This is a genomic window from Vibrio sp. 1F255, from assembly GCF_041439145.1.
GTDB classification, from domain to species: domain Bacteria; phylum Pseudomonadota; class Gammaproteobacteria; order Enterobacterales; family Vibrionaceae; genus Vibrio; species Vibrio crassostreae_C.
On record NZ_JBGONQ010000010.1, the window covers coordinates 68,519 to 93,203 of the forward strand.

The following is a 24,685-nucleotide window of genomic DNA, read 5'->3' on the forward strand; positions in this document are numbered from 1 at the left end:
CTTTAAAATAATATGCCGTTTTGTTTCACTATTTAACAGAAATTTTCTTTTTGTATTGGGATGGAGACATGCCTTGAAGGCGTGAAAAGGTGTGAGTAAAAGAGGATTGACCGGAGAAACCAGCCAGTTCTGCGACCTGACCAAGGCTAAGGTTACCCTGTTCAATTAAACGGCGAGAACGATCGATACGCTTACCAAGAACATACTGGTGAGGGGTAATGCCCATTTGCTCTTTGAACAGCATATGGAACTGGCTTTCGCCCAAGAACACGCTGCCCGCAAGCTGAGCGACAGAGATCTTATTCGCGAGGTGTTGCTCGATGTAGCGATCCAGTGCTTCAAGATCAAAACGCGAGTCTTTAATTGAGGTTTCAAATGCCGATATGTGCCTTTGCATCAGAGCGATCACCGTGTCATTGCAGGCACGGCTTAACAATAGATCATCCGGGCTCGCCTGCATTTCTTGCACCAACATATGGATAAGCTTTTGAATTTGCGCGTCTAATTGGAAGTAGACGTTCGATGATTCTAACTGGTTAATCTTCTCTAACATTAGAGGGTCATCATCGGTTGGCACAGGCATATTGAGCACTAGGATATCCGACTGACCAACCACCCCACCGAAAGCATGATCAGAGCTCGCTGTTACCACACAACCTTGACCCGGCCCGATAAGATTACCTTTACCGCAAACTTCAAATTCCGCCTGACCATTTAAACCAATCACCACCTGAGAATAGTGGTGATCGTGGCAATCCATATGCGATGGCAAAGTGATGATCTCAGCAGGACGAGGGCCAGTAAGGCCGAGCGGAGAAAGGTCTAGGTTAGGAAAGGGTAAAGGTTTAGACATGACAGAAAAATACTCGGGTCAACATAGTAAGAATAATACTCTTAAATGCGCATAAGATGAATTTGTAAATGCTCATGAGAGTTATTTGCTCGCGAGAATAAAAAGATCATCATCGCGATCATCATGATCATGCCTCTGGAAAGATGATCAAGAGCGTACAAACTACGGGCATTGTAAAACCAATCGTTCCGGCGAATTTAGGGGCTTCACAAGCAATCACACGAACACGAACACGAACACGAACACGAAAAACATTTTACAGGCTTCTACGACATGGTGGGTAATGTATGGGAATGGACAACCGTTCAGAAAGGCCTAGCAAAAGGTGGCGCGTGGAGCTTCTCTCCTGAAGAAGCAAAAGTGTTTAACGAACTGTACGTACCGCCTTCAACGGCAGCGAACTATCTAGGATTCCGAGTAGTACGAGAGCTGTAGGCTCCCAATCACAGGCTCAGAATCCCAAATATTTACTCTAGGTTCTCAATTATCACATTGAGCAGCATTTATAGGGGAATTCCCCCCTTATGCATAAGCACTCCTAGGAGTAGATTCGTCGATAGAGTAGTAAGTCACTCTGGGTATCAAATTGATGCCTCAGTTTAATTTACCTGACCCTCGTAAATTAGACTGAAAATCTTCTACATGTCGACAAGGCATATCTTGTCTTTAGCCAGCCCCTCTTCAGGCTGGCTTTTTTTTGCCTGATTATCACCCTTTATGCCCATCGATTCTCCGTGATTGACACAGTTAGTCAGCAGTCCGTTTAACTGTCAGTCCCCCCTTATTTTTCGTACTCTAATTGCCATTGCAGCGCTATAAGAAACTGATATTATTGCAACATCGCAACACACGAGATAAAACCTTGCCAGATCCACTCAACTCCATACATCGTTCTTTATTCGAACAACTTCCAGGCTGCTGGGGCTGCAAAGATACTGACTCGGTCTTCGTGTACGCCAACCTTGCTTACAACCAATTGATTGGCTTAAAACCCAATGAGACTTGTACTGGCTTGACCGACTTCGACATGCCCAGTCAAACCACCGAGTGCGCACAAGATTTCAGAGCTCAAGACAAACATGTGATGGATACACGCAGTACCCTTAAGATTCTCGATATTCACCCCTATCCAGACGGACGCTGGCACGCCCATATCTTTACTAAAACACCATGGCTTGATGACGACGACAACGTCCAAGGCACCATCTTCTATGGCCAAGAGCTTACCGATACCGCGATCTTAGAGGTCGGTCATTGGGTTTGTCAGGCCACAGGAACAAAAGGCGATCAGGCATCGCTTGCGGGGTCAGAGCCGCGCGTGTCTAAGCTGCAAAAGCGGCTGACTTCGAGAGAATCAGAGGTACTGTTCTTACTGCTTTTCGGCAAGAAACCACAGTACATCGCGTCGACGTTAAACATTTCAATCAAAACGGTCGAAGGTCATGTCGCCAGATTGAAACAGAAGTTTGATGCACGCAGTAAAAGCCAATTGATTGAGTATGCATTGGATTCAGGATTGGGCTCAGTGATCCCAGAAACTCTGCTCAAAAAACAGATCTCTGTTGTTCTTCACAGTGACTGATTGACTGTTCAGCTGAAAATGCAGACAAAAAAATGCCGTTGATTTGATCAGTCTAATCAACGGCATTTTTGGATCTGTTAAGCAGCTAAGCGATCAAGCAGCCTAAGGCGCTAGGCGATCAATATCCCAACTGTTGTCTTGGCGTGAGAACAAGAAACGGTCGTGCAAGCGGTGTTCACCACCCTGCCAGAACTCAATGCTATCAACACGAACTCGGAAGCCACCCCAGAAAGAAGGCACGGGAATCTCGCCTTTGGCAAACTTCTGTTTAAGCTCTAGATACTTACCTTCTAAAATCCCACGCGCTGAGATGCGGCTACTCTGCTTACTTGCAATCGCGGCCAATTGGCTCTCTTTTGGACGTGACGAGAAGTACTTCATATTTTCCATAGCCGTCAGCTTTTCAGCCGTGCCCGTAATATGAACTTGTCGCTCAAGTGGATGCCAAGGAAAGTGCAAACTGATTTTGCTGTTGTGCTCAAGCTGGTGCGCTTTACGGCTACCTAGGTTGGTGTAAAAAACGAAACCGTCTTTATCCACATTCTTCAGCAGAACAATGCGTTGGAATGGCTGACCATTTTCATCAACCGTAGCAACTGTCATGGCAGTAGGGTCCGTCAACTTCGCTTCAATGGCTTGCTCTAGCCATAGATTGAATTGCTCAATCGGGTCTGGGGCCAAGTCTTTGCGTCTCAATCCACCCTTAGCGTATTCGCGACGAATATCTGTCAGTTCCATTTGGTTGCTCCTTTTAATTTTTTGTGATTTTGCGCCGTAATCCTTTGAAACACAAGTCTAAGCCATGGTTTTGTCTCACAGAAGGTGCTCTGTGTTAACAAGATCTCGGTACTCTCTCCATCATATTGATAATCTTTATACAAACCGATGACAAGCTGAGATCCGAGTGACCAAAATATTGCCTAACCTAATGACGCCCTTTGTTTTATTCTCATTGTTATTGGGAGCTGCAGGGCTGACCGCAACCCACTTTATGGCAGTACAATTCCAAGAAAAAATCGTCACTCAGCAACTCGATGAAGCGGCGAATAAAGCCAATCTACAAATCGATTCTGAGCTGGATAAATTCAAACAGATCCCAGATTTGCTCAGCCATGACCCGCGCTTGCTCTCTTATTTTGACTCATCACAACGAGCAAACAAGATTTCCGCTGCGCAGCTCAATCAATTGCTGTTTGAATGGTCGAATCAAAGCCAAGCCGACACCATCTATATTCATGACCCGAGCGGTACTGTGGTCGCTTCCAGTAATTACCAAAAGCCTCGTACCTTTGTAGGTGAGAACTTCTCGTTTCGTCCCTACTTTGCTTCTGCCATTCAAGGTAACAACACACAATATGTCGCGCTAGGCGCTCGTTCGAACGTACGCGGTTATTTTCTGTCTTCACCGCTGTATGTTGAGAATCACATTGTGGGGGTTATCACCGTAAAAGTGAGTTTAGAAAACCTCGAAAACATCCTGACCAGCGACGACTTTGAGATCGTAGTACTCGACTCGAACCAAGTGGTCTTTCTATCAAGCCAAGCTCCATGGCTTTATCATTCACTGTTGCCATTAACGCAGCAACAACAAACGGATATCGCACTTCAACGCCAATACGGTCAAAGCGAAATTTCGATCATCGAAGCCTTTCGTTCTTCAAGATCTCAGTCAGAAGCTAGCAACGCCAATCAATCTAGCAACCTTCAATCCAATGAAATCCGAAAAGAGCTCACCGCCAACCAGTTATTCAAGCTTGGTGCTTTTAATCTTTACCCCGCTACCATCAGCAACAACCAGTACCAAGTCGTCGCCCTAAAAGAGACCAGAGCTGAACTTATTAAAATCTTTCAGATCGATGTCATCTTCGTGGTGATTTACAGCTTGGTGATGCTCATCGCTTGGTCGTGGCGCCAGACTTATCTCGCGAAAGTGGCGTTGACCCGACTCAACCAAAACCTAGAGCAAACCGTTGATAAACGTACCCACTACTTGAAGCAATCCAATCAGCAGCTGCAACAAACCCTTTTTCAATACCAAGAGTCGCAGTCGAAGTTGAAACAGACAGAACAAGAGCTGACACAAACCGCGAAACTAGCGGTACTCGGTGAGCTGTCAGCCAGCATTAACCACGAAATCAACCAACCGCTTGCAGCACTGCGAACCTACAGTGAAAACAGCTTAAAGCTACTGGAAATGGAACGAACCGATTTAGTGAAAAGCAATCTTGAGAAAATGATTGGCCTCAACAACACCATTACCGACATCATCGCGCGACTCAAAGTCTTTACTCGCAAGGTCACCAAACAAGAACATCATGTGGCGAACCTGCATCAAGCGGTCAATAACGCCACTAGCATTCTCAGTGCGCTGATGATCAAGCAAGGCATTACGCTAAGGCTAAGCACGGTGCCAGATGACATCAATATTGCGATTCATCCAACCGAACTCGAGCAAGTACTAGTGAACCTGATTCACAACGCGACTCAAGCGCTGCAACAACAAGTTCTTGAACACAAAATCTTGCAGGAGCAACAAAACCTGGAAAGCGTTGACCAACAGGCTAGCCCACAGATAGGCATCGAATGGCAACTGCATCATGACGCTTGTCAGCTGATCATTTGGGATAACGGAATTGGCATGCCGAACGATAAGCTAGAACAGCTGTTCGACCCGTTTTTTACCACCAAACCGGAAGGCTTAGGGCTAGGGCTTTCAATATCGAAACGGATTATTGAAGCGTATCACGGCACGATCAGCGCGAACCGATTAGAGCCTTCAGGCATGGTATTCTCGCTAAACATCCCGTTATATAACGATAAGGGCTAACACGCCGTTGTTATTGTTAACGGAAAACGAATTTCACATTACTGCTAATCTCACCTACAGCTAAGGACTCGACTTTTGCACTCTATGCCTAAACTCTATTTTGTCGACGATGAACCCGCCATTCGAGACTCCGTAGAACAAGCCATGCTCATTGAAGGCATCGATATCGTCTGCTTTCCCAATGCTATTGAGGCATTAAAGAAAATAGATACCACGCAAGCCGGAATTGTCATCACCGATATTCACATGCCAGTGATGGATGGCATTCAATTAACGCAAAAATTACTGAGCCAAAACCCTCATTTTCAGGTCATCGTACTTACCGGACATGGTGACGTGCAAACCGCGGTATCAGCGATGAAAGCCGGTGCTTACGATTTTCTGGAAAAGCCATTTGTGGTCGATGCCCTACTCACTGCCGTTAAAAAAGCCGCAGATAAGCTCGCACTGGTTGAAGAGAACAACCTATTGCGTAAAGAGTTGGCAATGCAAAATCAGGTTGGCCCGAAACTGATTGGTCAATCACCATCAATGCAGGCATTACGCCGAGAATTGATCACCCTAGATACCAAAACTAACCCACTTCTATTATTTGTTGGTGATTTAGGGACGGGGAAAAGGGTCACAGCACAATACACCCATGATTTACACAGTCATCAAACCGCGGAGCTTTGCCCTGTCGCTGCGTTTAATTTGCCACGCAGTGACGAAGCGACATTCCATCAGTTTATTTTGCAACTGTTCTTGAAGCATCAAGGTGGAACACTCTATATCCATGAGACAGAAGCACTAACTCAGGATCAATGGCTGTGGTTAGCGAACCTAAAACCTACTCTACTTCGTGAAAACTCATGCAAGACCAATGCAACTTGTATCATTATCGCAACTACAGTAGTTCCTACTACAATTACAGGTGAACTGCGCCGATTTAATTTACTACCCTTGGCGCAAAGAACGGAAGATATTGGCTCTTTGTTCAAACACTTTGCTCGTGGTGCAGCCAGTCGCTATCAACTGCCGCCACCCGTCATTACAGAAAAAGAGATTCGGCGACTCATTACAACGCATTGGACTGAGAACATTCGTCAGCTTCGCCAACATGCTGAACTCAGAGTGCTGACTCAAATTAAGCAGCCGTCGCTCGACAGCGATACTGATGAGCAAAATGAACTCGATATGAGCATTGAAGAGCAACAACAGTCGTTGAACCAACGCACCGATAGCTTTGAACAAATTATCTTGATTGAGGCGCTACATCGCCATCAAGGTCGTTTAAAAGAGGTACAACAAGAGCTGCAGGTGTCGCGAAAAACACTGTATGACAAACTAAGAAAGCACCAACTCGATAAAACAGATTTCAAGAACCGATAAGTCTTAAAAAATATATAAATTCAAAGATTTAAATGAGCAAAATCTTAACATTTATCAAAAGTAAGAATACACTCAATAGGCTTGCACTTTTATTTAGCGAACAAGGACTGTTATGAGTCAGAAAAATTTCAGCAAATTGAACGAGACCGAGCTTGAGTATGTCGATGATAAAACAGCGGCACTACTCCTCAATACGCCCACCAGTGCGCGAATTATGTTGTGGGTGATCGTTCTGTTTTTTATTGCTGCTATTGGGTGGTCTGCATGGGCAGAGATCGACAAAGTTACCGTTGGCCAAGGCAAAGTGATCCCCTCCTCTCAGATCCAAGTGGTACAAAACCTTGAAGGTGGCTTGGTTAAAGAAATCTTAGTTAAAGAAGGCCAACGCGTTCAAAAAGGTCAACAACTGCTGTTAATCGATGACACACGATTCCGTTCTGACTTCCGCGAACGTGAACAACAAGTCGCGAACTTGACCGCCAACGTGTTAATGCTTTCCGCTTCCCTGACCAGTGTTGTCATCAATGAAGAATTCTCTGAAAAAGAATGGAAGAAAAGTGTCACTCTCGATTATGGCAAGCTTGCGTTCCCACCTAAATTCTATGAACTTCAACCTCAACTGGTTAATCGTCAAAAAGCAGAATACCGTCAAGATCTCAATAATCTGAGAAACCAGCTTTCCGTTTTTGATCAACAAGTTGAACAGAAACAGCAAGACCTAGTTGAGATTAAAGCGCGTGTTCGAAACCTAAAACAGAGCTACCAGTTTGCTCGCCAAGAACTGGATATCACCAAACCTCTCGCCGATGAAGGGGTGGTACCACGAATTGAATTACTTAAACTGCAAAGACAAGTGAACGACACTCGCCGAGAAATGACTTCGAGCGAGCTAAAAATTCCTCTTTTACGCTCAGCAATCAAAGAATCCATGCTCAGCCGTATTGACGCCGCACTGAACTTCCGCTCCGAACAACAAGAAAAACTCAATCAAGCCCAAGACAAGCTCTCTGCAATGACCGAATCTGCCGTTGGCCTAGAAGACAGAGTAAACCGTACCGTGGTGGTTTCTCCTGTAACAGGCACCGTTAAAACATTGGGTATTAATACTGTCGGCGGGGTTATCCAACCAGGTATGGACATCGTTGAGATTGTACCAACAGAAGACTCTCTATTGGTTGAAGCGAAAATCGCCCCGCAAGATATCGCGTTCCTACGCCCAGAATTGACTGCCATCGTTAAATTCAGTGCTTATGACTTCACTAAATACGGTGGTCTAGAAGGCGTGCTAGAGCACATCAGTGCCGATACCACCCAAGATGAAGAAGGCAATAGCTTCTACATCGTGCGCGTGCGCACCGAAAAACACAATTTTGGACAGAACGAAGAGTTGCCAATCATTCCAGGTATGACCGCCTCTGTCGATATCATCACGGGTAAAAGAACCGTGCTTGAGTACATGTTGAAGCCACTATTAAGCGCTCAAAACAATGCACTAAAAGAGTAAGGACGTTTGATGTTTGATAACGCCTTTCAATACACAGCAAATAGACAAGAGCAGAGGCTATGAAGTCTCGGATTTCGCTATTGCTGCTGGTCCTCACCTCTTTCACCTCTGTGGCGCTCAACAAGAGCGACCAACGGTGGATAGATGCAGTGACCAAAACCTACGGCGATAGAGCCGGAAAGCGAGTGGCAACATGGCGCTCAAATATGACGTCATACGACGGATTAAGTGAAAAAGAGAAGCTCAGGTCGGTGAACCAGTTCTTCAACCAGATGTACTTTGTCGATGACAACATACTGTGGGGAAAGAATGACTACTGGGCAACACCACTGGAATTTTTAGGCAGCAACGCCGGTGATTGTGAAGACTTCACAATCGCAAAATACTTCTCTTTGCTTGAACTGGGCGTCCCAGATAAGAAATTACGATTAGTGTACGTAAAAGCACTGGAACTAAACCAGTTCCACATGGTGTTAGCTTACTACTCAACACCGAGTGCAGAGCCATTAATTTTGGACAACTTAAACCCTGAAATTAAACGCGGTTCCAAACGCCCAGATCTAAGACCAATTTACAGTTTTAACGGTAAAAACCTTTGGTTGATCAAGTCGGCAGCAGGCAGCGGCAAGTTGGCAGGGAAATCTTCAAGATTGAGCTTATGGAACGACTTACGTTCACGTGAGCGCTCTCTAAAATTAAACAAACCCATTATCAATTACGATGAGTAGGTACAATGACTTTATATAAACAGCTTGTGGTCGGGATGGTTGCAGTGTTCATACTGCTGATGACGTCAGTTTTTATGATCGAATTCAATACCACCCGTGGATACTTAGAAGAGCAGCAACGCTCTGAGGTAAGTAATACCATTAATACTGTTGGACTGGCTCTCGCCCCTTACCTAGAAGAAAAGGACAAGGTGGCAGTGGAGTCTGTTATCAACGCCCTGTTTGATGGCAGTTCTTACTCAGTCGTTCGATTGATCTTTCTCGATAGCGGTGAAGACATTCTCCGCTCATACCCTGTAAAGCCAACTGGCGTACCAGAGTGGTTTACCAACCTAAACCTGTTCGAGCCTGTTCATGACCGCCGCGTGATCACCAGTGGCTGGATGCAATTGGCCGAGGTCGAGATCGTAAGTCACCCAGGCCCTGCCTACGATCAACTTTGGCAAGCATTCATCCGCTTACTGAGCATATTTGGCACGATCTTCTTGCTCGGTTTGGTGTCTATCTCTTGGATCCTTAAGCGCGCTTTACGCCCGCTCTCGTTGATCATTACCAAGATGGATCAGATCGCCAAGAATCAGTTTGGCGAACCTCTGGCTCGTCCAAAGACAAAAGATCTCACCTTGGTTGTCGATGGTATCAACCACATGTCGACTCAAGTTGAACTGGCATTTAAAAACCAAGCGAAAGAAGCTCAGAAGTTACGTGAAAGAGCATATATCGACCCTGTATCTCAGCTAGGTAACCGTGCTTACTACATGTCTCAGTTAACTCAATGGTTAGAGGAGTCGAGCTTAGGTGGTTTAGCGGTACTTAAAGCGGAGTTTATCAGTGAAGAGTACGATGAAAAGGGCTATCAAGAAGGTGATGCCTTGGTTCATCAACTGGCTGAACAGCTGCAAGCTTCAATTTCATCTCCAGATATCACCATCGCTCGTATTTCTAGTGACGAGTTCGGTTTCATCATGCCAAACATTGATGAGAGCGAACTGAAACTTGTCGCGAGCAGCATCGTAAACTGTATCCAGAGCCTAGGTTCAGACCCAACAGGCACTGCGAATCCACATATTGCTCTTGGTGTGACCTACAGCAACAAGCGTAAAACCAGTACTGAAATCATGTCGCTGGTGGATAACGCACTCTCAAGTGCCAAGGCGAATCGAGAACTTGCTTACGGCTACGTAACCGCAGACGATCACGGCGCAGTGATGGGCAAACAACAATGGCGTATGTTGGTTGAAGAAGCGATCATCAACGACCTCATTACCTTCCGTTTGCAGGCTGCAAACAATGCCTTTGGTAAAACGTATCACCAAGAGGTGTTCTCTGCGATTGAAAAAGATGGCGTGCGTTACGGTGCTAACCAGTATCTATACGCGCTAGAACAGCTTGAAATGAGCCACATTCTCGACCAATACGTTATTGAGAAGATGGTTGAAAAGCTCAATGCAAAAGAAGTAACCAGCCCAGTCGCTATTAATCTCTCGCCAAGCAGTATATCTCAACCAAGCTTCATCCGTTGGATCGGTAAGACGCTTGAACAGAATGCTTCAATCGCTCACCTGTTGCACTTTGAGATTCCAGAAAACTGCTTCATCAACGTTCCGCACTACACGGCACTTTTGTGTAACACCATTCGCAACGCTGAAGCGGTGTTTGGTGTCGATAACTACGGACGTAACTTCCAATCACTGGATTACATCAACGAATACCGTCCAAGCTATGTGAAGCTAGATTACCTGTTCACACATAACCTTGATGACGAAAAACAGAAGTTTACCTTAACGTCGATCTCTAGAACCGCTCACAACCTAGGCGTCACCACCATCGCGTCTCGAATAGAAACTCAGACTCAGCTAGATATTCTGTCTGATAACTACGTAGAAGTGTTCCAAGGCTTCATTGTTGATAAATAGTTGTAAGGGTTATATCACATGCAAGATCCACTATTGAACTCACTGATCTACGTTAGCCGGTATTACGGGTTAGCTAACTCGCCCGAAGCGTTGATCAATGGGCTACCACTATCCGATGGAAAGCTAACCCCTTTCCTATTCCCACGCTCTGCTGAACGAGCAGGATTAGTGGCAAAAGAAAACCGTTCCGACTTAGAAAAGATTCCTCACCTGATTCTGCCTGCCGTTTTACTGCTTAAACAAGGTGAGGCGTGCGTTCTCAACAGTATCGATTTAGAGAAGCAAGAAGCGGAAATCATTACAGCGGAAAGCGGAATGGTGCCAATCATCATTCCTGTCGAAGAGCTGAAAAAACAATTCATCGGCCGCTACTTCTTGGTAAAGAAGCAGTTTCGCTATGATGAACGTTCACCAGAGGTTCTAAAAACACGTAAAGGGCATTGGTTTTGGAGCACGATTTGGGAATCTAAAAACATCTACCGAGATGTGTTGATCGCCTCCATTCTGATCAACATCTTCGCCATTGCCGCGCCGATGTTCACTCGCTTGGTGTACGACAAAGTAGTCCCTAACCTCGCCTTTGAAACTTTGTGGGTGCTAGCGAGTGGTATCTTTGTCGTGTTCCTATTCGATTTGCTGCTCAAATTGATGCGAAGCTACTTCATTGATGTTGCCGGTAAGAAATCCGATATTCTCATTTCCTCCAAGCTATTCAGTAAAGTACTGGGGATTCGTATGGAAGCGAAGCCTGCTTCCGTCGGTGCTTTCGCTAAAAACTTGCAAGAGTTCGAATCCATTCGTGAATTCTTTACCTCTGCAACCATTGGCTCGTTAATCGACTTACCGTTCGCACTGATGTTCTTAGCGCTAATTTGGCTAATGGCTGGAAACCTTGTATTCGTTCCCGTTGCTGGCGTGGTCATTTTGATCGTCTATGCATTGCTAATCCAAGGCCCACTGCGCCGCACCATTGAAGAAGGCTCTCGTCTTGCTTCGCAGAAGTACGCAAACTTGATTGAGAGTTTGGCAGGGTTAGAGACGGTTAAGCTGTTCAGCGCGCAAAGCCAATTCCAATTCCGTTGGGAAGAAGCTGTTGCTCACATGGCGAATTGGAATATCAAAAGCCGACGCATCACTGACAGCATCCAAAACACCGCCGGCTTTGTTCAGCAAAGTACTAACGTTGGTATGATCATCTTTGGCGTGTATCTAATTGCAGAAGGTGAACTTACGATGGGTGGCTTGATCGCTGCAACCATGTTGAGCGGCCGAGCGATTGGCCCGCTTGTTCAACTGTCTTTGCTTTCGACTCGTTACAACCAAGCGAAGTCATCAATGACTCTGATTGAGCAAGTCATGTCGATGCCAGATGAACAAGAAGAAGGTAAGCGCTACATCCACCGCCCTATTATTCAAGGTCATATCTCGCTCGACAAAGTGACGTTCCACTACCCTGATTCGCCCGTGGCTTCTATCAGAGATTTAACTCTGCATATTAAGCCCGGTGAGAAAGTGGCGATCATTGGACGTATCGGTTCAGGTAAAACCACACTAGAACGTCTGATTATGGGCCTCTACAAGCCCACAGAGGGCCATGTACGCATTGATGACACCGATATGGAACAACTGCATCATGTCGACGTACGACGCAATATAGGCTGTGTGCCGCAAGACAGTAACTTGTTCTACGGTTCGGTAAGAGACAACATTACTTTAGGTCGCCCTTTAGTAGATGACCGTGACGTGATGGATGCAGCAAACCGTGCAGGGGTAACCGCGTTTACTCAACAAGATCCGGCAGGTTTGGAACGCCAAGTGGGTGAAGGTGGTGCCTTGCTGTCTGGTGGTCAACGTCAGTCAATTGCCATTGCTAGAGCCTTCCTTGGCCGTCCGCCAGTGTTGTTGATGGATGAGCCGACCAGTGCTATGGATAACCGTTCAGAGATGCACATCAAACACCAACTTAACCAATTGCTACCAAGCGAGACGTTAATTCTGATTACACACAAAACGTCGATGTTGGACATTGTCGATCGAGTGATCGTAATGGAGAAAGGCTGCATCATTGCAGATGGTCCTAAAGCACAGGTTCTTTCAGACCTTAAACAAGGCCGAGTGAGAGCGGTTAGCTAAAACGCGCAATCCACCTAAATAAATCATTATCAGTAGAAAGCAAAAGGGGAGCATCAACTCCCCTTTTTCTATTTGTCAGTATCGACACCTAGACAATACGTCACTTTGTGTTCAGCACAAAAGTCTACAAAGCAATATCCTCTTGCTCCATCTTAAACGAACATTGGATCTCGTATTGGTTGAATGAGAAAACACTTCCGCCGTGGGTTCGCTTGGTTGTGACTGTCTCATCACCAAATTGAATCGTCACTCGGGTATACACTTTTTCGTGTACCTCTACAGTGCATTCAGCAAGGTTGGTTGCAAACTCCGCTTCGAGTGTATCTAGCTGCGACTTTGTGTTTTCAATTGCGAGATTATTCTTCTCACGTTGCTGCTCAATTTCTAGGGCTTGCTCTTCGCTTCTCTCGGTTTTAGGGCGCTTCTTAAATTCTAACTCTTGGCGAATCACACCCATGGTTTGCTCTTGAGTGTGTTTATAAGCTTCCTTCAGCTCGGCTAGCTTTTGTCGGTAACCATCGTAGCGCGCAAAGCCATGTACTTTAGTTGCGGTGTCTCCCTCAACACCTAAGAAGACACATTCTACTTTCCCGCCGACTTTGGCTTCACCACCGCTGAGCGTGCCGTGTTTTTTCAAACTGTCCATCACGATAAGGTTGTTACCACAGCGAATGTCATTACTCATACTGTGCACACCAAGTCTAAGGTCGTTGGCCGTTTGTAGCTCAGCATTCTGTGCGTAGCTTGCTGTGATAGAGCCTTTACTGAATACCTTACAACTTTTTGGCTCCCCCTCTTTAGTCGTATGGCCGATAATGCCTTTGGCGACTTTGATATCCCCCTGGGCTTGAACTTCGGCCGATTCGATAAAGCCACCAACCGTAACACTTCCGGTCGCCTTGACGATCATCCCCGGCTCGATGTTGCCAGAGACGAAGACATTACCTTTAAATTTAACATGCCCAGTTGAGACATCGACGTTGCTGACACATAAGGCGTCATCCACTTCGATGGTTCGATCTTTAATGATGGGCAATCCAGGGTGTGAGGCGAGTAGTAAATTGGGATCTTCAGGGGAGATGTAGGTGCCCTTTCCTGGCTTGATTAAACTGTCTTGCCCAGGAAGCGGTGGGATAATTCGGCCTTGAACGGTAAAGCCAGCGATACCTTTGGTAGCGGGGGTACGTTTCATTAAGTGATCATTTTGACCAACGGTAATGGTTTGTCCCAAGTCTCGCATATCAATCTTGCCTTCGTCTTTGCTGCGAGGCTTCAAGACTTGGCGAGTAATGTCTTCAACCAAAGCGGCAAACTTAGCATCCTTACCTTTTACTGGTTGTGTCCCTTTAGCGACGGGCTGAGTAAACTTTTCCCCGGGCTTAAGTTTGCTACTCATCATCAGAACTTTTCTGAGCGCTAACTTATTTATTCCTTTTGTTATTTGAGCTAGAGATAAGCACTGAATGATGTCGCTACCACGCAGTGGGTGTCCATTGTAGGGACCAGTGACCACGAGACTCGCCAACATCTCATCATCAGACAGTTCGACCGCAACAGTGGCATTTCGAACTTCAGCAATCAAGATTCCTTCATAAGCTTCACCCTTACCTTCTTTAGCAAGAGTAACGAAACGCAACACCTCTTCTTCGAAAAGAAAATAGTTTGATGCATTCAAAGCTTCCAAGGTTGGTGGCAGCGTCTTGTTATCAAAGCTTGCGTCAACCACAATCCCGGTTGGCAGACATGCCATTACTTGTTGCTTGTCTTCCGACAATGTAACGATGTTATCCCACATTCGAATTGAGTATCCCTAATGACTCAGTTGTTATTCAGTCTATATAATTCATTCTGCGCTGAGTATCACATTATTAGAATAATCAGCGTCACATCACTTACTTTCGATTCTGCAAACATGACTCATAAATAAGACTTACACATTTTATGATCTGCTTCGCCTTTACAAATACATAGGAAAATTTTTTCAGAATATTTCGTGCGATTGAATGTTGATTCGATGTAGGGCTAGATAGTAAAGGCGAATAGCTTTAGAAGATTAAAGGCTGTAGTGGAGAGATGAAACAGAAGTGATGTAACAGATAATCAGGGTAAAAACGGATTTGAATATGGAGCTTCAGTTTACAGTGTAAATCCAAGATTCTAATTTACACTGTAAATCTAATTTGTAGCGGTCAGTCTATTTAAATGATGGCTAGCCTATTTACACTGTAAATTTGCTAGCAAAACATCGACATCTTTACGAAACTGAATCTCTGCTTGTTTACGACCAACAAGATTAAACTGTTCAACACAAGTCCCCCACTCTTTCTGCTGAACAACCTTTGCGATGAGTAAGTCAGAAATACCTATGTTTCGATCGTTACTGAGTAGAATCAAGTTCAGTACGCTGAAGCTGATCGCATCATAACTGTTGCCACCGTTCACGTAATTTCTAACTAACTGAGTTTCAAACTCACTAACGGTGTGAACACTCTTTGGCAGCAGAGCTCGCACCATATCGGTTTCAAGTGAAACCAAAGAACCTGAAACAAGAAAACAGTAGCTACGCTCGAAGTGATTTTGAACTTGGTTTATCCAGCCTTGAGAGTTTGAGTTAAGCGCCTTAACCATCAGAACCGAGTGACAGCCACTGGCCTGATCTCGCTGGTGGCCGATGTGCACAGCTTCAAATTCACTACCACGCCAAAAAGAAATCAATTCGCTGGTCGCGCCAAAGCTTGTCGCCAGATAATCTGCTTGGCTGGTTTGCTGTGATAACTGAGCCAACATCCAACGGCCAATACCCAAACCTTGATGACGTGCTGAAACAGCAATGCGCATAACTCGAAGGCACCGACTGGTCGCCGCCTGAGTACAGCCAAATTGGTTTGCCAGTAATACAGAGGCAAGGTGACCTTGAGGCCTGCGTTTTCCAAGTTGAACTTGAGCAATCAACTCGCTGTCCAAACCACCCTCTTCCGTCACTAACATACAACCTAAACATTTATCTTGCTGCCAAGCGGCGTATAAACGGATTGCTGGATTGTTGAGAAATTGCATTAAGTCATTTGGCGAGGTCTGATAGTGCGCATCCACGAGAAGAGAAAAACATTGTTGTAGCTGCTCAGGATTAGCCAAGCATTCTGATTTTGATAACTCGCCCAAGTTTAATTGGTTGATTGCGTCAGCAGAAAAGCCTTCGATTTCATCAACCGCCGATTCAGTGACTGATGCGTCATTACCAAGTAGGAAGCAATCAAACAACCAAGCTTCTAGCGGATCGTTGCTATTCCAACGAATCGGTTGTTCGAGCTTAAAGCCTTTCCACCCCGGACGATGCTCAGAAAGCCAAGACTCAAACTTAATACCGAACCCTCGCCCACTGCCTTCGTAACCATGTACCGTGGTTGAAAAGACCATACGGTGATAGATGTCGACCATGGATTTAAGCATCGGAATTGGAATTGCAGCTGCTTCGTCAACCAATAACAGATCGCAATCAGGCTTAGATTTAAGTAATTCATCTGTTGCGACGAATCTTAAACTGCCACCTTGATGACGAATGTGAGTAGCGTTGACCACTTCGCAAGATTCCAACCCTTGGCTAGCATGGGAAAATACCGGCTCTACCGCTTTCACTGAAGGTGCGGTAACAACAATATTAAACCCGTGACGCTCAACTAACAGCTGCGCAGCGGCAATACCCAATGTCGAACTTTTACCACGCCCTCTATCCGCAGTGAGAATCAAAGGACGTTTACGATGTCCAGACACCACTTTTTTGACTAATTCAACAGCCGTGTTTTGCTGTTCAAATTTATCCAACCCGTTTTGGGCGCTTTGCATCTGAGGAAGAGCGTGAGTTGCTTGAACTACATCGCAGGCTTCATTGTGTTGTGAAACAGACATCAGTTTATCGAAATGACGTTTTAACCAACGTTGACCAAAGCTTTCACTATCTTCAGAGGCATTAACTTTTGGCGGCAACACCAACAACAGCCCACCACCAACTAACGAACCCAACGCGGCACTAAAACCATTCGCATCGAACTGCTCTCTAAAATCACAAACAAGAACCTGACACTCACGACCAAGCAGTTGTTGGCCTTTTTTTACTGGAGCATGAATCACACCTTCAAATGGCGTACCGCCAATCTGGAAGATGCTCGGACTGTGTGAGTCTTGAAGGAAAGTAAAAACAGCTGAGTTTTGCCAATCAAATTCGCCATCAAAGACCACGCCGTAACGGTGATCGTTATGTTGAGCAATATTAGAAAGTGTATGCAGAAAAGTGTTGGTTGGGTTTGTCATAGTTAGCGTCCAGATTCATCTAAACACAGTTTATCACAGCCAAATAAAAAGCCGCATTAAGCGGCTTTAGAGGAGTAATGAAAAGTCGTCGACTTAGTCGAGCTTCGATTGAACGAAGGCGAGGATTTCTTCCATTGTTGCATCATCAACTTTCTTAAGGTTCAACGCCAAGTTTGAACCCTTGCGGCTGTATGATGCGCGGCCCTTAATAAGCTCAACTTTTGGAGAAGCTTTCTTCGCTGGCGCTGGCGCCAATTCAAGAATCCAACCTTCCAGAGTTTCTGTCACGTCTTTGGTTAGACGAGTTACGCCTTGAGCTTCGCTACGCTGCCATACAAAACCTTCAGAAGCATCACACTTAGTCAGTAGTGTTTGCTGCTGTTCACTCGTCAATCCACCAAACTGCTTGTGTAGTTTAACAATTGTTGGACGACCAAGGTCGCTCACATTTGGGTAAGCTTGTAGCAATTCAAGTGGCAAAGCGGCTGCTTTCAATGCACCACTCACCAAAGCTTCACTGCACTGGAACATTTTTGCCAGTGCTTTCTGGTCTTCAGCTTCGCCTTTATCTAGCTTCGCTTGCATCTCTTTGCCCTTCTCGTAAAGAGAAAGCGGTTTATGAGCGTTAGCTACGTCTGATAGGAACTTAGCGTGTTCGCCGTTAATGTTTTCAGCAACATAGATTAGGAACTCTTTGTCAGCCAAAATACATGACATACGACGACGGCTACCATCAAGAACTTCAATCTTACCGTCTTTGTTCTTACGACCGACCGCAGGGTATTGCTGACCACGTTCTTTCAATGTTGTAAGAACATCAGAAAGCGCGTGCTCATTTAAGAAAGATTGCTCACGAGCGTTCTCTTCAAAAACAACCGTTCGAGTTGCCACTTCAGCCGCAGGAATTCGAACCAATTCAAATGAAACCAGATCTTCGCCAGCAACAGAAAGCTCGATCACTTGAGCCTGTTCTTTTGCCGCTGTTTGCGCTTCTTGTGGTGTTGCTACGCGACGTTTGTTTGCTTTACCAAATAGCTTTGCATTTAAGTCAGATGTTTTAATTGCCATTGTTGTTATCCCTGATTAAGTGAAGGCCAGTTGCTATGTAATACGCGCTCTAATTCTAGAGCACTTTTTTGTACTGCGTCTTGAGCAACAGCTAGAGTTTTCTTACCGCCCTCAAAGTCGCTCACCGTTAGATCGAAAACCGTGCTGTAAGTGTCAGCACAGGTTTCAAAAGCACGGCTTCTTGGAATGGTTGCCATCATTACTTGGTCATTCAACAGGTAGTTCATTTCGGTCAGAACTGACACTTGTTTCTTGTTGTCGTCTTCAAACATGGTTGGCATTAGACGAACAAATTCGAGCCCTTTCCAATCATCCGGGAACATTTCGTAAACCGTTGGTAAGTGCTGGAAGAAGTTAACCGTTGAAGCCCAATCCAAACGCTTAGCTGCACATGGAATCAGAAGTGCGTTCGACGCGTACATTGCATTCCATACTAGAGGGTCAACGTGCGGGCCGGTATCAATCATAATCACATCGAAATCATCGGCGATTTTGTCGATAAGCTTCTCTTTTAACAGACGAACAATATCAAGTGACTGATCTTGTGAAAGGCTTTGCCACGCTTCAGCGTTAAACATCGCATCTTCTGGGAAAGCAGAAATTGTCTTCAGATTTGGATACTGAGTTGGCAATAGTACGTTCTTACGAAGAAACTCTAGATCGACGTCTTGGTCTTCAGGCACGTTGTCCAACATGATATCGACAGCAGAATAGATGCTGTCGTGCTCTGCCCCACTAATTTGTGGATTTAGGAACAGACGCAAAGAGCCCTGTGGATCCAAGTCAATCAAACAGATACGGTAGCGCTTATCTAAATTCAGAGACAAACAAGCGGCTAAGTGAACCGCTGTCATTGATTTACCCGTACCACCCTTCTGGTTTTGTACGTTGATAATCCATGGCTTATTGTCAGCGTGCTGTTTACGTTCATGGAACTTTGGCACTTCTGCCGCGTCCATCAACATGTGAGCTTCTGTCAATGAAATCGAGTAATGATTGGCGTTGTTCTTTGTAAACTGATGGCCATCAGCTTCAAGTTTAGTGATCGCTTCATCGAGTTTACGACGCGTTAAACCAGAACGAGTCTCCATCATAGCTTTAGACATTGGAGGGAAATGTTCATCACTTCGCTCTTCCAAAATAATCTCAATTCGGTCAGCCTGAACTTGTTGAGTTTGTTCGGCTAGCTGATAGAGCTTATCAATCGTTTGTTCTCTTTTCATTGCCAGTTTCCGTAATGATTAACTAAGTACAAATTGTACAGCGATTAACAACAAACACAACAAAAACATGAACATACATTTATGAGTAAAATCACATAAAATAGACCGCGTTTTTACAATTTGATGAAACATCGCCTTAGACAAACACAAAAATGACCGTTTTTATCATGCATAACCTATGTTATTTCTAACCTACATTTAAAATGTTACAGCATCACTTATTTACAATGTAAATGGAATTTCAGCGAAAAACCTTCGGAACGATTGAAATACAACCGTAGATTACGGTTGGTGTGATTTGCATTCGAATTTATAGATTTTCAATCCAATAAAAATTAAAAAACACTCAATGACCAAAAAATTCAAAACAGAAGAGAAGATGGGGTGTCAAAAAAAACAGAGGATTGGAACCTAACCGGAAGAATGATCATGGAGCACATCCAGTGTAAGATAATTGATAACGCCAAATTATGAAGCATGATCAAGGCGTAAACTGAGCAATATTGATCCGAGCAACTGCACATTGAAATGATCAACCTCCGGAAAAATGATCAAGTAAATATAGTTCCGGAAGCATGTAATTTATGAACTAAGTTACGGACAAATGCTTTTGGAATGGGGATTCAACGCCTATAAGGGCTCAATGATTGAAAATTCAATCGACACAGACCAAGAATACACAAACATGACAATTTCATGATCATGCTTCCTAGTTAAGACCCACCCGCTCTAAATACATCAAAGCAATCCATTTCCAGCGGATACAGACTAAATTTTGCACTCAATAGGGTAGGAACGATAAAAAAGTATGCTCTCTTGATCATTGTTCCGATAGATTGGCCACCACAAGTGTCCACTTAGACAACTCAAAAGCGACTTAGAAACCGATGTTGAATTCCGATCTGTGGATAAGCTGTATAAGTATAATGATCATGCTTTCGAACCAATAATGATCATGCTTACAATGACTTAATGATCATTGTTCTGATGTTCTGTGATCATGCTTTCTTAAGTATAATGATCATAGTTTCGGAACCTTTATGATCATGCTTTCCAAGGCGATTTATTTTAATGCTTTAAATTCAGCCACTTATAAGCAAGGTTACGTCCAGATCATTAGATCACTTAATCATTTAAGATCATATTAATCAAAAAGATCAGTTATTTAAAAGCCAATAAATTCTCTTTATTTATGATCATTCTTTCTTTATCATTCAGGAACTATAGTGAAATTACGGTTAGTGTGATACGGATCAAAAATGAAACCAGAAGAGAAATTGTTAATTAAGGCACGAAGCCACAAAGATGGTCATTTATTTGAGGTATCTGAAACAGCCGTTGAATGGATAGAACAATATCAACACTTCAAAGGTGTCACCAAAAGCATAGTTGAGCTTCTTAACCTAATTTCACTTCGTGGGTTTAGCAGTAAAGACGGGTACGTTTCCACCACTGAGATTATTGAATCAACCGATGGTCAAGTCACTCGCGCAGCCTTACAGCAAAGGCTGAGAGCTGCAGTTAATATCGGATTGTTCAAACAAATCCCCGTTCGCTTTGAAGAAGGCCTTGCTGGTAAAACCATGTTGCATCGCTTTGTGAACCCAAACCAATTGATATCGGTGCTGGGTGCCACCAGCTTAGTGACAGAAAGCGTGAAGCAAAATGAAAAGCAAAAGCGCTCTAAAGCCCTAGCTCAAACCAAAGTAAACAAGCGCTTACTGAATGAACATGGGTTGAATACCCCACCAACGATGAAAGATGAAGCGGATCAATTCATTGTTTCGCCAACCAATTGGGCGGGGATTATTGATCAAGCGTTAGCGCCACCTAGAACTCGTAAGAGCTACCAGAAATCCATGGTTTCGATCTCTGGCACTCGCGCTGTGATCGAAACACGATCTTCTAAAAATATCATGACCGTTGACGATCTGATGACGCTATTCGCGTTATTCACTCTCACCGTTCAATATCATGATCATCACCAAGATGATTACCATCTAGACGCGAAACACACGCCAAACAAAACACCACTCTACATCACTGATATTTTGTCTTTACGTGGCAAGAAAGACAGCGGCCCTGCACGTGATTCTATCCGCGACAGTATTGATCGTATCGAATTCACGGATTTCCAACTGCACGAGCTTACAGGTCGTTGGCTTAGTGAGAACATGCCAGAAGGCTTTAAGAGTGATCGTTTCCGATTCTTAGCTAGAACCATTACCGCATCGGAAGAAGCGCCTACAGAAGGCTCTGACGGCGAAATTCGCATTAAACCGAACCTATACATCCTGGTTTGGGAACCTTCGTTCTACGAAGAGCTGCTGACGCGTGACTATTTCTTCCTATTTCCGCCAGAAATCCTGAAGCAACATACCTTGGTTTTCCAAGTGTATTCGTACTTTAGAAGCCGCATGGCACGTCGCCATTCAGATAGCATGTTGCTCAGTGAGCTCAACCAGAAATTGGCGCGTAACATCGATTGGCGTCGTTTCTCGATGGATCTGATCCGCGAGCTCAGAAAATTGGGTGAAGCCGGGGATCAAGAAGATACCTTCCTGGTTAATCTATGGGGTTATCACTTGACGATCACCGCGTTGATCGAAAAAGGGAAAACGACCGATTATCAGGTAGATATCAAATGTAATGTGGAAGAAGTATTACGTTACTCAAGAGCGCGTACCACTAACGCAGGTAAGCGTAATATGGCACCAACGCTGCCGAACCCACTTCGTAACGAAATGGTGTCTAAGCAGAAACTGGAAGAGCTGTCTGAGATTATCGACGGTGAGTTTGAACCCATTCAGCGTAAAGCACCGTCGCCAAGAGGCAAATTGGGACGTCGAGTTAAGCAGCGTAAACACTCTGTTGAGATCAACGCTGACGAGATCATGATTACTCTCTCTAAATATACCTCTGCAGAGGCTCTAGAACGCAGCATAACGGCTTTATCTGCTATGACAGGGCACTCACATGCCTCAATCAAAGAAGAGTGCTCAGAGCTCATTGAGAAGCTTGATTGGTTGAGAGTAGGGGAGGACGTTATCCCATACGAAACACTGAGTCGCTTGATTGAGCTATATAACGACCGAGATAGCACCAGCAATCGACATTTGTCCATTGAACGTTTGATCTCTGGTTTAGCGGTGCGTCGTAAAGTGTGTAAACAAGTTCATGAAGGTCATTTAGACGAAAACGTGTTCCTTGCGCTCGATGAAATGGCGATTGGCCACTAGTCATTATCCTATCGCGATAAGCCTGTTTTACCGTCGCTGAATGGATAGTTTTGAACACATTAGGTGCTGATTAAAATCGCACCTAACGCTGACAAAGTGATGACAAAGTAGCGCATCTAGTTGATTATTATTTATCCCGAATAGACAACCTTTGTCCTTTCTTGTGATTAATAGATTGGCTCATATTTTGTTACATCATACTGAATAGATTTTTGCGAGTTCCCAAGGGACTCGCTTTTTTTTGCCTAAAATTCAGTCAATCATTAAAATTCAATAGCTTACAGAGTTAAACGCCGAAGCATGATCAAGGCTCGATCATGCTTTCTACGGATCTAGCTCTGGTGAGATTCTGATTTGATGCTTGATCGAGAAGGGCTTGATCAGTGGAGATGGCGTTGAATAATTCCTTGATCATCGTTTCGGAGATGGGTTGCCATAAAGCGTACATGCGACTCGATCAATTTTTCAGACTCTGCTTTCCAACGTGGTTCTTGCTGTTGGTTCGTAAACTCCAAAGCCAATACACACAAGTGTTGTAGCCGCTGTGTACACCACTCTTGCAATCCTGCTTCTGATTTTGGGTCACATGACACCGCTTGCAGCTTACTGTAGGCAAACATTAGGTATTGGTAGGCTTTATCTTGATGGCTTGAGCTGTTGGCCTCCTGCGAAGCCAAGTCCGGATTCGATGAATCCGCGAGGTGGCGATAGAAAGTAAAGATTCTCAGGCATCCGTCTAGCCAACATGCGATGCCTTTGCTCTGCTCATCCGTGATCAATGGCCCCCAGAGCGCATCTGGAGGCGTTAAGATCAAAGGTTCTAACCGGTCCACTTGATCATGCTTTCGGTCTTTGTACCAATCTCCGATCCGCTCTAACCAAGTGTCTAGTTCATTCATGCAACGTTATCCCACTGTTTTACAAAGTGATTATCAGAAACTTGTTTGATTTCATGCTGTATTTCACTGCTCTGCTCTCGAATACGATCAGCGTCTATTGAATAGTTTGGCTCATTTTTGACGAGTTCGCCAAATGGCAGATCGGGATCTGGTACCGCAGAGATCAACAACTTAGTGTACGGGTGTTGTGGATTGGTCAAGATCGACTGGGTTGATCCCCACTCGACGATCTGCCCTTTGTACATCACCGCCGTCTCTTCAGCGATGTAATGTGCCGTGGCAAGGTCGTGGGTTATGTACAAAAAGCCTATGCCTAACTCTTTCTTCATTTTTTGCATCAAGTTCAACACGCCAAGTCGAATCGAAACGTCCAACATCGAGGTGGGTTCGTCAGCAAGAATAACCTCAGCGCCAACGGCCAGTGCTCTGGCTAGGTTAACCCTCTGTCTTTGGCCCCCACTGAGCTCGTGCGGGTATTTGGCTAGCGTTTCGATGGGTAACTCCACCAGCGTTAATAACTCTTTGAGGCGCTCTGTGAGAGCCTGTTTAGTGGCTACCTGTTTATGGATCTTAAGTGGGCGCGTTAAATGGTGATCAATAGTGTGAGTGGGATTGAGTGAACCAAAGGGGTCTTGAAAAACCATTTGCACACGGCTGCGATAATCCAAGATATCTTTACGGCTTTTCAGAGTAGAGATGTCTCTGCCTTTGAACAGTATCTCTCCCTCTGTCGCAGGGTAAACCTTGGTCATCAATCGTGCGCAGGTGCTTTTCCCGCAGCCAGATTCTCCGGCTAAGCCGAAAATCTCGCCTTAGCCTATGTGAAAGCTAACGGATTTGATTGCATTGAAAGAGGGGAAAATGAGAGTTGGATCAAACCACATTTCTTATGGGGAATCTTTTAAATATAATTGCAGAAAATGGCTTTGGCAAAGTTTAAATGAGGCATTTATTAATTAGCTTTGTGAAGCGTCGGAATCATCACACTTCAGTACAGAATTTCTTAACAAGCGAAAAAGCATTTGCTACAGATT

General features: G+C 44.7%; 15 protein-coding genes and 2 pseudogenes. 9 read left to right on the forward strand and 8 right to left on the reverse strand.

Annotation, left to right across the window (positions count from 1 at the left end; genetic code table 11):
- Positions 1 to 28 precede the first annotated feature (28 nt).
- The gene (locus ACED41_RS08205) at positions 29 to 853 is read right to left on the reverse strand and encodes an AraC family transcriptional regulator (protein WP_136982552.1); all 825 of its coding nucleotides are present in this window, start codon (positions 851 to 853) and stop codon (positions 29 to 31) included.
- 258 nt (positions 854 to 1,111) lie between these two features.
- Between ACED41_RS08205 and ACED41_RS08210 the strand changes: the two are divergent.
- Both ACED41_RS08210 and ACED41_RS08215 read left to right on the forward strand, forming a co-directional pair.
- Positions 1,112 to 1,288: pseudogene (locus ACED41_RS08210) on the forward strand (SUMF1/EgtB/PvdO family nonheme iron enzyme); the annotation flags it as partial.
- A 364-nt stretch (positions 1,289 to 1,652) separates the two neighbouring features.
- Entirely contained in the window at positions 1,653 to 2,435 is a 783-nt protein-coding gene (locus tag ACED41_RS08215; protein WP_032546410.1) for a helix-turn-helix transcriptional regulator, read from the forward strand.
- Between the two features lie 102 nt (positions 2,436 to 2,537).
- Here ACED41_RS08215 and pdxH read toward each other — a convergent pair whose 3' ends face one another.
- Complete coding sequence (pdxH, locus tag ACED41_RS08220; protein WP_137001607.1) at positions 2,538 to 3,173, reverse strand: pyridoxamine 5'-phosphate oxidase; 636 nt, start codon at positions 3,171 to 3,173, stop codon at positions 2,538 to 2,540.
- A gap of 166 nt (positions 3,174 to 3,339) precedes the next feature.
- On the opposite strand from pdxH, the gene ACED41_RS08225 reads away from it, so the two are divergent.
- The 6 genes from ACED41_RS08225 (at position 3,340) to ACED41_RS08250 (ending at position 12,914) form a co-directional block, all read left to right on the forward strand.
- Complete coding sequence (locus tag ACED41_RS08225; protein ID WP_229647589.1) at positions 3,340 to 5,262, forward strand: ATP-binding protein; 1,923 nt, start codon at positions 3,340 to 3,342, stop codon at positions 5,260 to 5,262.
- Between the two features lie 84 nt (positions 5,263 to 5,346).
- Positions 5,347 to 6,633, forward strand: coding sequence for a sigma-54-dependent transcriptional regulator (locus ACED41_RS08230; protein WP_371724787.1), 1,287 nt, complete (start codon positions 5,347 to 5,349; stop codon positions 6,631 to 6,633).
- 112 nt (positions 6,634 to 6,745) lie between these two features.
- Positions 6,746 to 8,137, forward strand: a complete 1,392-nt coding sequence (locus ACED41_RS08235; RefSeq protein ID WP_017061206.1) for an HlyD family type I secretion periplasmic adaptor subunit — start codon at positions 6,746 to 6,748, stop codon at positions 8,135 to 8,137.
- A gap of 59 nt (positions 8,138 to 8,196) precedes the next feature.
- The gene (locus ACED41_RS08240; RefSeq protein WP_019823329.1) at positions 8,197 to 8,865 is read left to right on the forward strand and encodes a transglutaminase-like cysteine peptidase; all 669 of its coding nucleotides are present in this window, start codon (positions 8,197 to 8,199) and stop codon (positions 8,863 to 8,865) included.
- Between the two features lie 5 nt (positions 8,866 to 8,870).
- On the forward strand, positions 8,871 to 10,781 hold the full coding sequence (locus tag ACED41_RS08245; protein ID WP_017061208.1) for a LapD/MoxY N-terminal periplasmic domain-containing protein: 1,911 nt from the start codon (positions 8,871 to 8,873) through the stop codon (positions 10,779 to 10,781).
- A gap of 18 nt (positions 10,782 to 10,799) precedes the next feature.
- Positions 10,800 to 12,914 carry a type I secretion system permease/ATPase gene (locus ACED41_RS08250; protein WP_371724770.1) on the forward strand — a complete coding sequence of 705 codons (2,115 nt, stop codon included), beginning with the start codon at positions 10,800 to 10,802 and terminating at the stop codon, positions 12,912 to 12,914.
- 124 nt (positions 12,915 to 13,038) lie between these two features.
- Here the strand turns inward: ACED41_RS08250 and ACED41_RS08255 are convergent, their stop codons facing one another.
- From ACED41_RS08255 to ACED41_RS08270, 4 genes are all read right to left on the reverse strand, one after another.
- Positions 13,039 to 14,709 carry a DUF342 domain-containing protein gene (locus ACED41_RS08255; protein WP_065584477.1) on the reverse strand — a complete coding sequence of 557 codons (1,671 nt, stop codon included), beginning with the start codon at positions 14,707 to 14,709 and terminating at the stop codon, positions 13,039 to 13,041.
- Positions 14,710 to 15,128: 419 nt separating this feature from the next.
- Positions 15,129 to 17,222 carry a GNAT family N-acetyltransferase gene (locus ACED41_RS08260; protein ID WP_371724771.1) on the reverse strand — a complete coding sequence of 698 codons (2,094 nt, stop codon included), beginning with the start codon at positions 17,220 to 17,222 and terminating at the stop codon, positions 15,129 to 15,131.
- A 93-nt stretch (positions 17,223 to 17,315) separates the two neighbouring features.
- Positions 17,316 to 18,290 carry a ParB/RepB/Spo0J family partition protein gene (locus tag ACED41_RS08265; RefSeq protein ID WP_017065141.1) on the reverse strand — a complete coding sequence of 325 codons (975 nt, stop codon included), beginning with the start codon at positions 18,288 to 18,290 and terminating at the stop codon, positions 17,316 to 17,318.
- Positions 18,291 to 18,295: 5 nt separating this feature from the next.
- The gene (locus ACED41_RS08270; protein WP_081229176.1) at positions 18,296 to 19,513 is read right to left on the reverse strand and encodes a ParA family protein; all 1,218 of its coding nucleotides are present in this window, start codon (positions 19,511 to 19,513) and stop codon (positions 18,296 to 18,298) included.
- A 1,259-nt stretch (positions 19,514 to 20,772) separates the two neighbouring features.
- On the opposite strand from ACED41_RS08270, the gene ACED41_RS08275 reads away from it, so the two are divergent.
- A complete protein-coding gene (locus tag ACED41_RS08275; RefSeq protein WP_017065140.1) occupies positions 20,773 to 22,752 on the forward strand; it encodes a replication initiator protein RctB domain-containing protein in 1,980 nt (659 codons plus the stop codon).
- A 380-nt stretch (positions 22,753 to 23,132) separates the two neighbouring features.
- On the opposite strand, the gene ACED41_RS08280 is transcribed toward ACED41_RS08275, so the two are convergent.
- On the reverse strand, positions 23,133 to 23,651 hold the full coding sequence (locus tag ACED41_RS08280; protein WP_371724772.1) for a transcriptional regulator: 519 nt from the start codon (positions 23,649 to 23,651) through the stop codon (positions 23,133 to 23,135).
- A pseudogene (locus ACED41_RS08285) lies at positions 23,648 to 24,502 on the reverse strand (ABC transporter ATP-binding protein); the annotation flags it as partial. The pseudogene ACED41_RS08285 and the gene ACED41_RS08280, both read right to left, overlap by 4 nt.
- Positions 24,503 to 24,685 lie beyond the last annotated feature (183 nt).